Source organism: Dokdonella sp., from assembly GCF_035511235.1.
GTDB lineage: Bacteria > Pseudomonadota > Gammaproteobacteria > Xanthomonadales > Rhodanobacteraceae > Dokdonella.
Map to the genome: position 1 here is coordinate 37,655 of NZ_DATKFQ010000017.1, position 15,505 is coordinate 53,159.

The 15,505-nt window shown below is 69.1% G+C and carries 12 protein-coding genes; 1 reads left to right on the forward strand and 11 read right to left on the reverse strand.

All coding sequences use genetic code 11. The annotated features are described in order from the left end of the window. Positions 1-6 precede the first annotated feature (6 nt). From VMR06_RS08850 to VMR06_RS08900, 11 genes are all read right to left on the reverse strand, one after another. The gene (locus tag VMR06_RS08850; RefSeq protein WP_325375300.1) at positions 7-1,011 is read right to left on the reverse strand and encodes a VWA domain-containing protein; all 1,005 of its coding nucleotides are present in this window, start codon (positions 1,009-1,011) and stop codon (positions 7-9) included. After that, a complete protein-coding gene (locus VMR06_RS08855) occupies positions 1,004-1,483 on the reverse strand; it encodes a DUF4381 family protein (protein WP_325375303.1) in 480 nt (159 codons plus the stop codon). The genes VMR06_RS08850 and VMR06_RS08855 overlap by 8 nt, the downstream gene beginning before the upstream one ends. Beyond that, positions 1,480-2,397, reverse strand: coding sequence for a DUF58 domain-containing protein (locus VMR06_RS08860; RefSeq protein ID WP_325375305.1), 918 nt, complete (start codon positions 2,395-2,397; stop codon positions 1,480-1,482). Before VMR06_RS08860 ends, VMR06_RS08855 begins: the two co-directional genes overlap by 4 nt. A 239-nt stretch (positions 2,398-2,636) precedes the next feature. Then, positions 2,637-3,623: a MoxR family ATPase gene (locus VMR06_RS08865; RefSeq protein ID WP_325375307.1), complete on the reverse strand. Its 987-nt coding sequence runs from the start codon at positions 3,621-3,623 to the stop codon at positions 2,637-2,639. Positions 3,624-3,722: 99 nt separating this feature from the next. Beyond that, positions 3,723-4,880, reverse strand: a complete 1,158-nt coding sequence (locus tag VMR06_RS08870) for an EAL domain-containing protein (protein ID WP_325375311.1) — start codon at positions 4,878-4,880, stop codon at positions 3,723-3,725. 165 nt (positions 4,881-5,045) lie between these two features. Next, positions 5,046-7,322, reverse strand: a complete 2,277-nt coding sequence (locus VMR06_RS08875; protein WP_325375313.1) for a hypothetical protein — start codon at positions 7,320-7,322, stop codon at positions 5,046-5,048. A 74-nt stretch (positions 7,323-7,396) separates the two neighbouring features. Further along, positions 7,397-9,655: a type IV pilus secretin PilQ gene (gene pilQ, locus VMR06_RS08880; RefSeq protein ID WP_325375315.1), complete on the reverse strand. Its 2,259-nt coding sequence runs from the start codon at positions 9,653-9,655 to the stop codon at positions 7,397-7,399. A gap of 22 nt (positions 9,656-9,677) precedes the next feature. Next, positions 9,678-10,214, reverse strand: a complete 537-nt coding sequence (locus VMR06_RS08885; protein WP_325375318.1) for a pilus assembly protein PilP — start codon at positions 10,212-10,214, stop codon at positions 9,678-9,680. Position 10,215: 1 nt separating this feature from the next. Next, the gene (locus VMR06_RS08890) at positions 10,216-10,938 is read right to left on the reverse strand and encodes a type 4a pilus biogenesis protein PilO (protein WP_325375320.1); all 723 of its coding nucleotides are present in this window, start codon (positions 10,936-10,938) and stop codon (positions 10,216-10,218) included. After that, the gene (locus VMR06_RS08895; RefSeq protein WP_325375322.1) at positions 10,935-11,723 is read right to left on the reverse strand and encodes a PilN domain-containing protein; all 789 of its coding nucleotides are present in this window, start codon (positions 11,721-11,723) and stop codon (positions 10,935-10,937) included. Before VMR06_RS08895 ends, VMR06_RS08890 begins: the two co-directional genes overlap by 4 nt. Beyond that, complete coding sequence (locus tag VMR06_RS08900) at positions 11,723-12,781, reverse strand: pilus assembly protein PilM (RefSeq protein WP_325375324.1); 1,059 nt, start codon at positions 12,779-12,781, stop codon at positions 11,723-11,725. The genes VMR06_RS08895 and VMR06_RS08900 overlap by 1 nt, the downstream gene beginning before the upstream one ends. Positions 12,782-13,019: 238 nt before the next feature. Here VMR06_RS08900 and VMR06_RS08905 point away from each other — a divergent pair, with 238 nt between their 5' ends. After that, on the forward strand, positions 13,020-15,503 hold the full coding sequence (locus VMR06_RS08905; protein WP_325375326.1) for a penicillin-binding protein 1A: 2,484 nt from the start codon (positions 13,020-13,022) through the stop codon (positions 15,501-15,503). Positions 15,504-15,505 lie beyond the last annotated feature (2 nt).

Genomic DNA, 15,505 nt, shown 5'->3' on the forward strand with positions numbered 1-15,505 from the left:
TATCCGTCACGGAGCGGCCTGGAAGCCGCGCCAGCGCAGCGTCGGGGCGACCAGCGCGAAACCGCCGACCAGCAGCGACAGCGCCAGCGGCGGCCAGTACAGCTCCTGGACCGGGCGCAGGTTGTCGGCCTTGTCGGCCGCCGGCTCGAGCTGGTCGATCGCCGCGTAGATGCCGGCCAGCTCGGCGCTGTTGCGGGCGCGGAAGTAGCGGCCGCCGGTCTGCTCGGCCATCGCCTGCAGCATGGCCTCGTCCAGATCCTCCGACGGGTTGACCACGCGGCTGCCGAACAGGCTGTCCACGCGCATCGCCTCGGCGCCGACGCCGATCGTGTAGATGCGCACGTGATTGGCGGTCGCCAGTTCGGTCGCCTTGCGCGGATCGAGTTCGCCGGCGTTGTTGACGCCGTCGGTCAGCAGCACCAGTACGCGCTGGTTCTCCGGACGGTCGCGCAGGCGCTTGACGGCCAGGCCCACCGCGTCGCCGATCGCGGTCTCGCGGCCGGCCAGGCCGATCGCCGACTCGTGCAGCTGTGCGGCGACCGTGCCCAGATCGAACGTCAACGGTACCAGCAGATAGGCGCGGCTGCCGAACAGGATCAGGCCGACGCGATCGCCCTTGCGCCGCTCGACGAAGTCGGCGCCGATCGCCTGGATCGCATTGAAGCGCGGCGTCGGCACCGTGGTCGCGCCGAGCTGCATGTCCTCGATGCTCATGCTGCCGGAGGTGTCGACCGCGAGCAGCAGATCGCGCCCGGTGCGGGCGACGTCCTCGGGCGGACCGAGCCATTGCGGGCGGGCCGCGGCGACCACCAGCAGCAACCAGGCCGCCAGCGCCAGCCAGCGCCGCCATGCCGGCACCGGCGCCGGCTGTGCGGCCTGCTCGAGCCGCAGTCCCGGATGCGGCAGCCGCAGCGCATGGGCGCTGGCGGTCTTGCCGCGCGGCAACAGCCAAGCCGCGAGCAGCGGCAGCGGCAGCGCTGCGAGCAGCCATGGCCAGGCCAGCTCAAGCATCGGGGCGCTCCTTCGGCAAAGCGCGATCGAGCCAGTCGCGTGCGAGTCCGACCAGGACCGCAGTGTCGATCTCGGCGCTGCGCCGGAACGGCGCGTCGAGCAGGACGCGCCCGGGCCCGTCGGCGAAACCGCCGCCGCCGTGGCGGTCGAGGAACGCCAGCCAGGCCTCGCCGCTGAGCGCGGCGGCGCGCCGATCGATCAGCAGGCTCGCGCGCCGCAGCAGCAGCGAGATGCCGCCGGCCAGACGCACGGGATCGGGCGCGGCCGCATCGGCCGCGACCAGACGGTCCAGTTCGGCGAACACACCGCTGCGCCAGCGGCGACGTCCCTGCCGGCTCCGCCAGCGGCGCAGCGCCCACCAGCCGAGCAGCAACACCGCCACTACGAGGATCCACCAGCCCGGCGCCGGCGGCCACCAGGCCGGATCGGGCGGCAGATGGATGTCGCGCAGCACGGGACCTTCGGCGTTCATGCGACCCCGGTGATGACTCGCGAGCGCGCCAGCAGCGGCGCCAGCGTGCGTTTCAGATCGGCATCGGTGTCGAGCTCGAGCACGCGCACGCCGATGCGCACGCTCTCGGCGCGTACCCGTTCGCGCAGTGCCGCGAAGCGCTGCGGCCACGCCGCGCGGACCTGCGGGTCGGCGAAATCGAGCGTCTGCCTGACGCCGCCGCTGCTGAGCGCATAGCGTCCCGGCGGCGGCGGCGCGATTTCGAGCGCGTCGCGCAGCAGCACCACGGCCACGTCGTGACGGCCGGCCAGCTGCGCCAGCGGCGACCATGCCGCCGCGTCGGCATCGAAGCCGTCGCTGAGTACGACCAGGCGCATGCCGGGCCGCAGCAGGCGCCGGATCCGCGGCATCGCCGCGGACCAGGTCGACATCTGCGCCGCATCGCTGGCCGCGTCCCAGTCGCGCAGCGCGCGCAGCACGCGCAGCACGCCGCGCCGCCCGCCGCCGGGCTTGACCTCGCCGGCGATGCCGCCGCCGAACCCGACCAGGCCGACGCGATCGCCCCCGCCGGCCGCGAGCCAGGCGAGCAAGGCGGCGGCGCGCCCGGCCTGCACGCTCTTGAAGCGCTGGCGCGTACCGAAGCGCATGCCCGGATTGAAATCGACCGCCAGCAGCAGGCCCTGCTCGCGCTCCTCCTCGAACACCTTGGTATGCGCGCGGCCGCTGCGCGCGGTCAGGCGCCAGTCCATGTGACGGATGTCGTCGCCGACCTGGTAGACGCGCGATTCGCGGAAGTCCACGCCGCGGCCGCGCCAGCGCGAGGCATGGCCGCCGCTGCGCGTGGCGGTGCTGCGCCGCGGCTCGGTCAGGCGGCCGCCCTGCGCGAGCACGCGCAAGGCGATCAGGTCTTCGAGATCGATGGCGGTAGCGGACATGGGGCGGCTTTCAACGGAGGTGGATCACTCGCAAGACAGTCGTCCCGCTTCCCGACGGAAACGGACATCCCCCCCGTGCAACGCCCCCGGTATCGAACTCGCACATGCTGCTCAGATCCCTCCGAATGCTTCGTTGACGCCGCGGCCCGTCCGCCGCCGGGCCGCACGCGCTGCGGACAGCGGCCGCTCGAGCGGGCAAAGCCCGATCGCAGAAGGCGCCCTCCGGCTCCGGCCTCCGCTTACGGCAGCGGAACCCGCTCGAGCAGCAGGCCGATAACGCGATCGGACTGGACGCCCTCGGCCTCCGCCTCGTAGCTCAGCAGCACGCGGTGCCGCAGCACGTCCGCCGCGACCGCGTGCACGTCCTCCGGCGTCACGTAGTCGCGGCCGGCCAGCCAGGCATGTGCCCGCGCGCAGCGATCCAGCGCGATCGTGCCTCGCGGACTGGCGCCGAACGCGATCCAGCGCGGCAGATCCTCGCCGTAGCGCGAGGGTTCGCGCGTGGCCAGGACCAGCTGCAGCAGGTATTCCTCCAGCTGCGGCGCCAGATGGACGTCGAGCACCTCGGCGCGCGCCGCGAAGATCTGCGCCTGCGTCAACAAACGCAGCGGAGCGGCGGAAACGGTCAGCGTCTCGCGCGCACGGGCGCGTGCCAGCTGCAGGATCGCCGCCTCGGCCGCGGCCTGCGGGTAGTCGATGCGCACATGCAGCAGGAACCGGTCCAGCTGCGCTTCGGGCAGCGGGTAGGTTCCCTCCTGCTCGATCGGATTCTGCGTGGCCATGACCAGGAACAGCTCCGGCAGCTGATAGGTGGTCCGTCCGACCGTCACCTGCCGTTCGCCCATCGCCTCGAGCAGCGCCGACTGCACCTTGGCCGGGGCGCGATTGACCTCGTCGGCGAGGATCAGATTGTGGAAGATCGGCCCTTCCTGGAACTGGAACGTGGCCGACTGGGGCCGGTAGATCTCGGTGCCGGTCAGGTCGGCCGGCAGCAGATCGGGCGTGAACTGGATGCGGTGGAAATCGCCCTCGATGCGCGAGGCCAATTCCTTGATCGCGGTGGTCTTGGCCAGGCCCGGCGCGCCTTCGACCAGCAGGTGGCCGTCGGCCAGGAGGGCGATCAGCAGCCGGTCGACCAGGGCCTCCTGGCCGATGATCCGGGTGACCAGTTCGGCGCGCAGCGCGGAGAAGGCGGCCGAGGCCGCGGAAGTGTCGGGCATGTCCATGGGGAAATGTGGAAGCGGTCTCTATGATCGCACGCAGGCGCGTGGCGCTTCGCAGTGGACAGCGCGCCGACGCATTGGTTCATCGCGGGAACGAATCGCTCAGTCGGCGACGACCTCGTGGATCGGCAGCGGGTGGCCGACCAGCCAGCCCTGCGCGTAGCGGCAGCCCAGGTCGCGCAGCAGCGCGTACTGCGTCGCGGTCTCCACGCCCTCGGCGACGACCTGGCAGCGCAGGCCGCGCGCCATCGCGACGATCGCGCGCACCAGCGCCAGGCCGCGCGAGGACGACAGACGGTGAACGAGGCTGCGATCGAGCTTGATGCAGTCGAAGTCCAGATCGGCCAGCACGCCGAGATTGGCGTAGCCGGTGCCGAAATCGTCGAGCGCCACGGTCATGCCGGCGGCATGACAGGCATCGAGCAGCTGCGCGATGCGCGGCGTGTCGAACATCAGGCTCTCGGTGATCTCGATGCGCAGGCGATCCGGCGGCAGGCTGTGCGCGGCCAGCCGCGCGATCCAGCGCGGCACCAGACAGGCGTCGGCGAGCTGGCGTGCCGAGACGTTCAACGCGATGAACGGCAGCGCTCCGACGCGGCGTTCGCGCAGACGCTCCAGCATCGCGCAGACCCGGTCGAGCACGTAGTCGCCGATCGGCAGGATCAGCGAGGTTTCCTCGGCGAGCCGGATGAACTCGGCCGGCGAAACCTGGCCGCGCTCGGGATGGCGCCAGCGGATCAGCGACTCGTAGCCGGCGATCGTCCCGTCGCTCATGTCCTGCAGCGGCTGCAGCAGGACGTCCAGATCGCCGCGCTCGAGTGCCAGGCGCAGTTCGCTCTCGAGCCGGATCTTGTCGAGGCCCGGATCCACGTGCGGCACCGGCGCCGCCAGGCCGGGCGCGATCTCGCCGCCGCGCGTCAGCATCGCCAGCGCCGAGCGGTAGCGCGCCAGCTGGCTCATCAGCAGGGCGCGCACGACCGGATCGGCGGCCTCGAGCCGCTCGGAGAACTGGTCGCGGTCGATCGGCAGCAGGACGCAGTCGCTCAGCGCGCGCGCCGAGGTCGACCGGAGCGAATTGTCGAGCACGGCCATCTCGCCGAGCAGCTCGCCCGGCCCGAGCTCGCCGAGCACCTGCACGCGACCGTGCTGGACCGTACTGATCTCGATGCGGCCGCTCTCGACGAGGAATGCGGTGGTCGGCGGATCGCCCTCGGCGAAGATCAGCTCCTGCGCGGCGACGTAGCGGCGTTGGCTGCGCATCGATGTGCTCGTGAACGGCCGCTGGTGACGGCCTGGCTAGGCTGACATTGCGCGACGCGCGCGACAAGTAGCGGCCGCGGCATCGGTCCGGTCCCGAACGCCCGGAGGCGGAAAACGAAAAGGGCTGCCGAAGCAGCCCTTTCCGGTCTTTCCGAAGATGCCCGCTTACGGACCGGTACAGGTGCCCGGCGGCGGGCTCCAGCCACCGGTGGCCGAGCGGACCGGCACGACCACGCTGCGCGTCGTTCCGGCAGCCGCGAACGTGCACTGGCCATCGGCCGACAGGGCCGCACTCACCTGGACCGCGAAGGAGGCCACGCCGTCGGCGCCGGTCGTCGCGCTGCCCGGCGTGACCGAGATGCCGGTCGTGCAGGTGCCGGTGACGTTGACGTTCGGAACCGGCGCGCCGCCCTGGTCGATCGCACGGATCGCGACCGGTGCCGAGAACGGCACGCAGTTCACGGCGAGCGAGTTCGGCGAGGCCTGCAGCGCGGCGAGCTGGACGACGATGTCGATCGTCGTGCTGGCGCCCGCGCCGGTAAAGACGATCTGGCCACTGTTGCCGTTGGCCGCCGAGATCGGCAGGCCGCTGGTCACGACGTTGCCGTCGACGCAGCCGTCGGCATCGGTGGTGTTCGACAGCAGGCCGTTGGAGGCCACGCCGTCGATCGAGCCGGTGCCCTGCAGGCCCTGGAACGCGAATCCGACCGCGAAGCCGCGCAGCGGAATGCCGAGCGCGTCGGTCAGGCAGACCGTGACCGTCTGTGCGACGTTGCCGCGGATCGGGTTCGGGAAGGCCGTGATCGACGCCGGCGCGACGCCCGGATAGGTCATCGTGACCGCATCGGTGACCAGGCGCGTGCCGCCGGTGACGGTATCGGTGCCGTTGCCCTGCGCCCACAGCGCGACCGCATTGCCGACCGAGCGCACCGTATAGGTCAGTTCGCCGATGGCGACGCCGAGCTCGTTGGTCGTCGCGGTGGCGGTCACGTTGCCTTCCATCGCGCGGCCGACCAGGTACGGCAGGACCGCGCCATAGTTGACGCTGCTGCCGGTGGTGTTGTTGAGATTGAACGCCGGATTGACGGTCAGGCTGGTCTGGCTGTTGACGCTGGTCACGGTGACTGCGGTCTCCAGATCGGCATTGCCCTGGACCGCCTTGCCGAACACGACCAGCGCATCGCCCGGACCCGCACCGCCGCCGGCGGTCTGGAACTGACCGGTCGGCGCGACGAAACCGGTGCCGCCTTCGGTCGGGTTGCCGTCGGTGCCGGAGATCAGGAAGCGGTTGGACTGGGCGGTACCGAACGCGCCGACCGGCGCGTCGACGGCGCCGAAGCGCAGGGCCGTGCCCGGCAGGACCGGGTTGCCCTGACGGTCGGTCGCGAGCACCGCCACGCGCAGGCTCAACGTCGCGTCGGGCTGCGGCGGAATGATCACGCCGTTCTCGCCGGGCTCGAGCTCCACGTCCTCGTCGACCGGCAGTGCGTTGATCTCGATGCCGGGCAGCTCGGCCGCGAACACCGGCGAGGTGACCTTGAGCGTATAGAGCTTGCCGTCGGAGACCACGACCGTCGTGGTCACGCTGAGCGCGTCGGTGATGCCGTTGCTGACGTTGTTGTCGGCTCGGTCCGCAGTCGCGCGGATCTGCACCGGCCCCTGCACCGTACCGGCCTGGAACGAGACGTTGGCGATGCCGTTGACGGTCGAGGCCGTCACCGAGCTGCCGGACTGGCTGCCCGCGACGAGTCGGCCGGCGCCGGCATTGCCGCCGACGATCTCGAAGCGCAGATTGTCGCCGCCGGTCGGATTCGGGATCAGCTGGCTTCCGCCGTCGGTGACCGCGGCGCGGATCATCGAGTTGGTATTGCCGCCGGAGTTCTCCATGTAGACCTGGTTCGGCGTCGCGACCAGCTCGATGTTGGCCGGCAGGTTGCCGGCACCGCTGACGACCGTGACGTTCAGCGTGCTCGATACGGTGCGATTGGTAATCGGATCGACCGCCGAGACCGTGATCGTCGTCGTGCCGGTGGTATCGCCGGACGTCACGAAGATCGTATTGCTGCCGTTGTTGAGCGTCAGCGGGAACGTGACCCAGCGCGTGGTCAGTTCGTTCTCGGGCGTCGTCGGATCGTCCGGAAACGACACCGCCGCGACGGCGACGTTGCTGGTCGTGACGGTCGCATCGCCGAGCGGTGCGGTCAGCGTGCCGGACGCGTTGCGGAAGCTGATCGCCACCGTCGCAGTGTACGGACCACCCGGGTTGGCCAACACCATGTTCGGGTTGACCGGCAGGCTCGTCGTCGTCGCATTCAGCGTGATCGAGCCGTTCTGCGGCGGGCTGGTCGCGCCGCCGCCGTCGCCGCCGCCACCGCCACAGCCGGCGAGGCTCAGTGCGAGGCCCAAGAGCAGCAATCCCAGGGTCTTGCTGTGAAAGGTCATCATCGTTCTCCGAAATCGCGGTTCAATCAGGTGCCAGGTGCGAGCGGCGGCCTACCGGCCACCCTAGATCTGTCTTATTTCAGGCTGTCGTTGAGGATCTTCGGCGTCACGAAGATCAGCAGCTCGGCCTTGGTATCGGTACGCCCGGTCTTGCGGAACAGGTTGCCGAGGATCGGCACGTCGCCGAGCAGCGGCACCTTGGTCAGGTCATCGCGCTTCTCGACCTCGTAGACGCCGCCGAGCACGACGGTCTGGCCGTTGTCGACGAGGACGCCGGTGTTCATCTCGCGCTTGTCGAGCTGCGGAACCGAGCCGCCGCCGGGCACTTCGATGTAGCCGGCGATCGCGTCCTTCTTGACGTTGAGATTGAGATAGACGCGGTCGTCGGCGGTGATCGTCGGCGTCACGCGCAGCTCGAGCACGGCCTCCTTGAACTGCACGGTCGCGGTGCCGACGCCACCGGCGCCCGAGTTCTGGTAGGTCACGTAGCCCACTTCCTGACCCTGCTTGATCAGCGCCTCCTTCTGGTTGGCGGTGACCACGCGCGGACTGGAAACGACTTCGCCACGGCCCTCGGTTTGAGCGGCGGAGAGTTCCAGATCGAGCAGGTAATCGGCGCCTAGGATCGCCAGGCCGAAGCTGCCGGCCGGCGTGGTCGCCGGCAGGTTGACGTTGAGGCGCTCGTTGAGCGGCGGCACCGCGATGCCGCCGGGGATCGGCGCTGGCGCCACGACCGGCAGTCCGCGCCCGCCGTTCAGGCGATTGATCAGGGCGATGTTGTTCATCCGGTTGGTTGCCGCGGACGATCCGGCGGTGGTGATCACGTTGCCGTGGTTGTCCTCGTAGCCGCCGCTGATGCCGAAGCGGGCGCCGAGCTCGCGTGCGAAGCTGTCGGTGGCGATCACGATGCGCGACTCGATCAGGACCTGCTGTACCGGCCGGTCGAGCACGGCGACCAGCTGCCGGATCTCCTGCACCTTGAGCGGAATGTCGCTAACCAGCAGCGTATTGGTGCGCTCGTCGTAGGTCACCGAGCCGCGCACCGACAGGAAGCCGCGCTGCTTGCCGCCGCCACCGCCGGCGCCGGCGCCACCGCCGCCCTGCGCGCCCTGCGCGTCCTTGGTCAGCAGTTCGGCGATGTCCTTGGCCTTGCCGTAGTTGACCGGGATGTAGTCGGAGATCAGCTCGTCCTGCTCCTCGCGCTTGAGCCGCGCATCGGCCAGCGCCTGTTCGCGCTTGGCGATCTCTTCCTGCGGGCCGACCCAGATCACATTGCCCTGCAGGCGCTTGTCCAGGCCCTTGGCCTGCAGCACGAGATCGAGCGCCTGGTCCCACGGCACGTTGATCAGGCGCAGCGTGACGTTGCCCTGCACGGTGTCGGCGACGACGATGTTGACCTGCGAGACCTCGGCCAGCAGGTTCAGCACCGAACGCGCCGGAATGTCCTGGAAGTTGAACGTCACTCGCTCGCCGGAATAGTTCGGCTCGCTGTTGCGGCCCTTGCCCTGCGGGTCCTCGCGCTTGGGCGCGATCTCGACGATGTATTCGGTGCCGGTCTGGTACGCCATCTGCTCGTACGGCGGCGTCGCCAGGATCTCCATGCGCACGCCGTTGCCGCGCGAGCGCGTCTCGATCGACTGCACCGGCGTGGCAAAGTCGAGCACGTCCAGACGCTGGGCCTGGTTCGCGCCGAGCCTGACGTTGGCGATGTTGAGCACGATGCGGTCGCCCTCGCGCTTCAGATCGGCGGATATCCCGGGCTGCGAGAAGCTGACGATCAGACGGCCCTCGCCGGTCTTGCCGCGGCGGAAGTCGACATTGGTCAGCTCCGCGCCCTGCTGGGCCGAGGAGGTCTTGGTCGGGTCGACCATCGCCGTCGTCGCGGCGACACCGGTCGCGCCGGCCATGCCGTTGTTGACGGCCACGACCAGGGCATTGCCGTTGATCCGCGTCGTGTAGGTCGAGGTCCGGTAGAGGTCGACGACGACGCGCGTGCGGCCGCCGGCCTCCACGGCCGACACGCCCGCGGTCGCGCCGGTGCCGATCTCGATGCGGCGCCTGGTCAGGCCGTTACGCGTATCGGGCAGGTCGAGCGCGATCGTCGGCGGCGTCTCGGTCGTGAAGGCGCGCGGATCGGTGACCGGCTCGGCGAACTTCAGCGTGATCTCGACCTTGCCGCCCGGCAGCGCCGTGTAGTCGATCGCCTCGAGCGTGTTCTGCGCCTGCGCGGTGGCCGCCGTCACGCCGAGCAATGCGGCGATCCAGAACAGCCGGGCACGAAGCCTGCGCAATCCCGATCCACGCTCCGGGTTCATGATGTGTGCATTGATCATTGCATTACCCCCAACGGGTCGGTCACTTCGTATCGGTCAGTGCCATCGATGCCGGACGTTCCATCCATCCGCCCACGCCGTTCGGCACCAGCTCGACGAGGTCGATCTGACCTTCGCTCATCGACGTGATGCGGCCGTAGTTCTGCCCCAGGTAATTGCCGGGCCGGACGCGATGGATGATGCCGTCCGGATCCTTCACCAGGCCTTCCATGTTCGCGCCGGTTCCCAGCGTTCCCATCATCTTCAAGCCGTCCAGCGGATAGCGTTCCAGCTCTTCCTTCTGGCGGTTCTGGTCGGGACGGGGACCGGCGTCGGCCGCCGCCATCTCTTCCTGTTCCTGACGGCTCGCACCGAACGGATCGCGCAGATCCTGCGCCTTGTACTCGAACGTCTCGAACGTCTTGATGACCGGCAGCGGATCGAGCGGGCCGCCCTTCTTGGCCTTCTCCTGCGCGAGCCACTGGTCGAGGTCGCCCTGGCCGCCGCCGCAGCCGGACAAAGCGAGCATCAGCACCGCCAGTGCGGCCGAACCGGTGAGCCGGGATACGGAATGGCTCATCTCACTTCCCTCCCGCCGGCTTGGGCGCGGGCCGCGGTGGCGCCGCCTTGCGGCCGCCGGCGGCGGCGGCTTTGGCCGCCTCGGCCTGGTTGATCGCGGCCGCTTCGTCATCGTCGACGTAGCGATAGGTCTTGACGGTGCCTTCCAGCACCAACAGGTTGCCCGGCCGCGCCGGCTGTCCTGCCCCACGTTCGGCCGGCTTCAGCGAGACGTCGTGCAGGGTCAGGATCACGACGCGCGGCAGCGAGGCCACACCGCTGATGAACGTGCCGAACTGGTGGTAGCTGCCGACCATCTTCAGCTGGATCGGCTTCTCGGCGTAGAAGTCCTCGGTCAGGATCTTCTCGCCGCCGGGCTGGAACAACTCGGTCTCGATGCCGGCGGCCAGCGCGGTCTGCGAGATATCGACCAGCAGATCGGGCATGTCGGTCTTGCTCGGGAGCTGGCGCAGCATCTGGCGCAGGATCTCGTTCATGTCCTCGAGCTGCTTGCGCAGCGCCGGCAGATTGACCACGCGCGACTGCTTCTTCGAGAAATCGGCCTTCAGCGTGCCTTCCTTGCTGACCAGGCGGTCGAGCTCTTCCTGCTGCGGGCGGATCAGGAACCACCAGCCGCCGAGCACGATCAGCACGATCAGCAGCACCGCGAACAGCGTCTTGACCGACTTGGGCCAGCCGCCGACGTTCTGGGTGTCGAGGTTGCGGATGTCGTCGATGATGCTCACTGTCCGCCCTCCTTCTTCTCGGCCGCCTTCGACGCATCCGACGCGGTCGCCTGCGCCTTGGCGGTCGCGCCGGCCGGTGCGGCCGAGGCCTTGGTGTTGGCGTCGATCAGCTGGCCGGCGGCGTTCTCGAGCTGCGCGCCGAGCGGTGCGCGCGGCTGCGCGCCGGCCGGCTGCGTCGCGGCATCGGCGGCAGGCGCATCGCCATTGCCGTCTTCGGGCTTCTGGTCGCCGACCTTGAGCAGCTTGACGTTCAGCGAGAACACGTTCGGCAGCCGCACGTCGACGATGTCCTTGCTGCCGGCCTTGTTCTCGATCTTCTTGAGGTCGCTGCGCCCCATCCACGGCGACTTGTCGATGTTGCGCATGTAGCTGGCGACGCGCGCGTTCGACTCGGCATTGCCCTCGAGCGTCAGCATGTCGCCGGATTGCTTGAGGCCGGTCAGGCGCGTGCCGTCCGGAATCGTCTTCACGATCTCGTCGAACAGGTGGACCATCTGCGAACGGTTGGCCTGCAGCTGCTCGATCGCGTTCTTGCGCGTCAGCAGCCGCGACCGCGTGCGGTCCAGCTCCTCGATCTCCTTGATTTGCTCGTCGAGCTTCTTGATCTCGGCGGTCAGCCGCGCGTTGCGCGCGTTCTGGTTGTCGATCCTGGCGCCCATCATCAGGTAGCCGAGCAGCACCGCCAGCACGCCCGCCACGGCGGTCGCGCCGAGCAGCACGTAGAACTCGCGCTCGCGCTGCTTGCGCCGTTCGGCACGCCAGGGGAGGAGATTGATCTTGGCCATCAGTCGAAGCTCCTCAGCGCGAGGCCGCACGCGATCATCAGGGCCGGCGCGTCCTGGGCCAGCGCCTGTGCCTGCACGCGGTTGGACAGCGCCATGTTCGACAGCGGGTTGGCAACCACGCAGGGCACGCCGAGCTGCTCCTCGATCAGATCCGAAACGCCGGCGATCGCCGCGCAGCCGCCGGCCAGGACCACCTGGTCGACGCGGCTGTACTCGCTGCCGGCGAAGAAGAACTGCAGCAGGCGGCTGATCTGCTGGACCATCGCCTCCTTGAACGGCTCGAGCACCTCCACTTCGTAGGATTCGGGCAGACCGCCCTGGCGCTTGGCCAGGCCGGCCTCCTCGTAGGACAGGCCGTAACGGCGCATGACCTCGTCGGTCAGCTGCTTGCCGCCGAAGACCTGTTCGCGCGAGTAGATCGTGCGCTGGTTGCGCAGCACGATCAGCGTGGTCATCGTCGCGCCGACGTCGACGACGGCGACGACCGCGTCCTTGGACACCGAGAGCTGGTCGGTGATCAGCCGGAACGCGTTCTCCATCGCGAACGCCTCGACGTCCATGACCTTGGCGCCGAGGCCGCCGAGATCGAGCGCGGCCACGCGCAGGTCGACGTTCTCGGTGCGCGAGGCGGCCAGCAGCACGTTGACCATGTCCGGGTTGTCCTTGACCGGACCGACCACCTCGAAATCGAGGCTGACTTCCTCGATCGGATAGGGAATGTACTGGTTGGCCTCGACCTGGATCTGCGCTTCCATGTCGTCTTCGCTGAGATCGGCCGGCATCGGGATGATCTTGGTGATCACGGCCGATCCGGCGACGGCGGCGGCCGCGGCGCGGGTCTTGGCGCCGGACCGGTTCAGCGCGCGGCGCAAGGCCTCGCCGACGGCCTCGACCTCGACGATGTTCTTCTCGACGACGGCGTTGGGCGGCAACGGCTCGACCGCGTAGTGCTCCACGCGATAGCGCCCCCCTACCTGCCCCAACTGCAACAACTTGACCGCGGTCGAACTGATGTCCACACCGATCAGGGCCGGTGTCTTCGCAGTGAACAAGCCCACGCTTTTCCCCTTCCTACGCGCCCTTACGAGCGAAAGATGCGCCTCTACATTAAATCGGAGCTCTTACGAATTGGCAACCGTCACTTAACGAAACCGTCGATTCCGTGGCAGTTCAGAGCCGATTTGCCGGCGTCGGCGATCCCGGAGGTCGCCCGCCTGTCGGCGCCGGGGGCGACGATCTATACTCCGTTTGCCGAGCCGGCAACCTTGACTGGCTTCACATCTATATGTTTCTGGAATGAAAATCCTTTACCGTCTGCTCCGTTACGGCATCTACCTCGCGTTGACTGGAGCCTTGTTCGGGGCCCTGGCGATCGGTGTCACGTACTGGCTGATCGCCCCCCGGCTGCCGTCCGTTGAGACCTTGCGCGACGTCCGCCTGCAGGTTCCGCTGCGGGTCTATTCGGCCGACGGACGCCTGATCGCGACGTTCGGCGAGACTCGGCGCATTCCGGCCCGGATCGAGGAGGTGCCCGAGCAGCTCAAGCAGGCCTTCGTCGCCGCCGAGGACGCCGACTTCTACCAGCATCGCGGGATCGACTTCGGTGGCATCATGCGCGCCGTCTGGCTGATGGTCACGACCGGCAGCAAGCACGTCGCCGGCGGCTCGACGATCACCCAGCAGGTCGCGCGCAACTTCTTCCTGAGCTCCGAGGTCAGCTTCACGCGCAAGATCTCGGAGATGTTCCTGGCGATCCGGATCGAGAACACGCTCGAGAAGGACGAGATCCTCGGTCTGTATCTCAACAAGAGCTTCTTCGGCAATCGCGCCTACGGCGTCGCCGCGGCCGCGGAGTTCTATTACGGCAAGACGCTCGACCAGCTGTCGCTGGCCGAGTGCGCGATGCTGGCCTCGATCCCGAAGTTCCCGTCGACCGGCAATCCGATCGCGAACCGCCCGCGCGCGCTGATCCGACGCACCTACGTGCTGCAGCGGATGCTCGACAACCGCTTCATCGACCAGGCCGCGTACGAGGCCGCCGACCGCGAGCCGGACCTGTCCTACCCGCACGAGCCCCCGATCGAGCTGGAAGCGCCGTATCTGGCCGAGATGGTGCGCCTGCAGGCGATCGAGCAGCTCGGCAACGACGCGCTGACCGGCGGCTACAGCGTGCGCACCACCGTGCAGTCGCAGCCGCAGGAGGCCGCCAACCGCGGCCTGCACGACTCGCTGTTCGCCTACGACCGCCGCCACGGCTGGCGTGGCGCCGAGGCGCACGTCGAGCTCGAGCCGGGCGCGGGCAAGGCCGAATGGGACCAGCACCTGATCGGCTACCGCTCGATCGCCGGCCTCGCGCCCGGCCTGGTGACCGCATCGGATGCCGATCGGGCGACCGTCTATCTCGGCAAGGACGAGCGCGTCGAGCTCGATCTGGACGCGGTGGCCTGGGCCCGGCCCTACGTCAACGAGAGCAGCCGCGGCGCCGCGCCCAAGCGCGTCGATGCGGTGCTGACCCCCGGCGACATCGTGCGCCTGGCGCCGGACGAGGAGAAGGGCTGGACGCTGTCGCAGCTGCCCAAGGTCCAGGGCGCGTTGGTCGCGCTCGATCCGAGCGACGGCGCGATCATCGCGCTGACCGGCGGCCTGAGCTTCCAGCGCAGCAAGTTCAACCGCGCCACGCAGAGCGCGCGCCAGCCCGGCTCGAGCTTCAAGCCGTTCATCTACTCGGCCGCGTTCGAGCAAGGATTCAATCCGGCCTCGGTCGTCAACGACGCGCCGCTGGTGTTTCCGGATCCCTCGCGGCCCAACGGCTTGTGGACGCCGAAGAACGACGATGACAGCTTTCGCGGACCGGTACGTCTGCGCGAGGCGCTGACGCGCTCGATCAACCTGGTCTCGGTGAGGCTGCTCGATGCGATCGGCGTGCGCTACGCGCGCGAGTATTTCACGCGTTTCGGCTTCAAGCCCGAGCAATTGCCGGAGAACCTGTCGATGGCGCTCGGCACGGCGGCCGTGGCGCCGCTGGACATGGCACGCGGCTACGCGGTCTTCGCCAACGGCGGCTTCCTCGTCCAGCCGTACTTCGTCAGCGAGATCCTCGACCGCGACGGCGTGGTGGTCTATCGCGCCAACCCGGCGGTCGCCTGTCCGGATTGCACCGATCAGGCCGCCGCCGCGCCGGCCTTGCCGGCGGAAGCGGCAGGCGCCGGCTCGACCGCCGCCGCGCTGTCGCCGATCGGCTCGGCGCACGCGGCCGCACCGCCGCCGGTGGCCGAGGCGCCGCGCTATGCGACGCGCACCATCGACGCGCGCAACGGCTATCTGGTGACCTCGATGATGCGCGACGTGATCCGCCGCGGCACCGGCTCGGCCGCGCTCTCGCTCAAGCGCCAGGATCTGGCCGGCAAGACCGGCACGACCAACGAGCACCGCGATGCCTGGTTCGTCGGCTTCAATGCGAAGGTGGTCGCCGCGGCCTGGACCGGCTTCGACGATTTCAGCTCGCTCGGACGCGGCGAGTTCGGCGCCAAGATGTCGCTGCCGGTTTGGATCGACTTCATGCGCACCGCGCTGCACGAAGTGCCCGAACAGCCGTTCGACATGCCGCCGGGCGTGGTGACCGTGCGCGTCGACCGCGCGACCGGCGCGCTGGCCTCGGCCTCGGATCCCGACGCGATCCTCGAGGTGCTGCGCAGCGAGGACGTCTCGCGGCTGGCCACCCAGGTGCACTCGACCGATCCCAACGCCGACCGCCAGAACGACGCCTACGACGTCTTCTGACG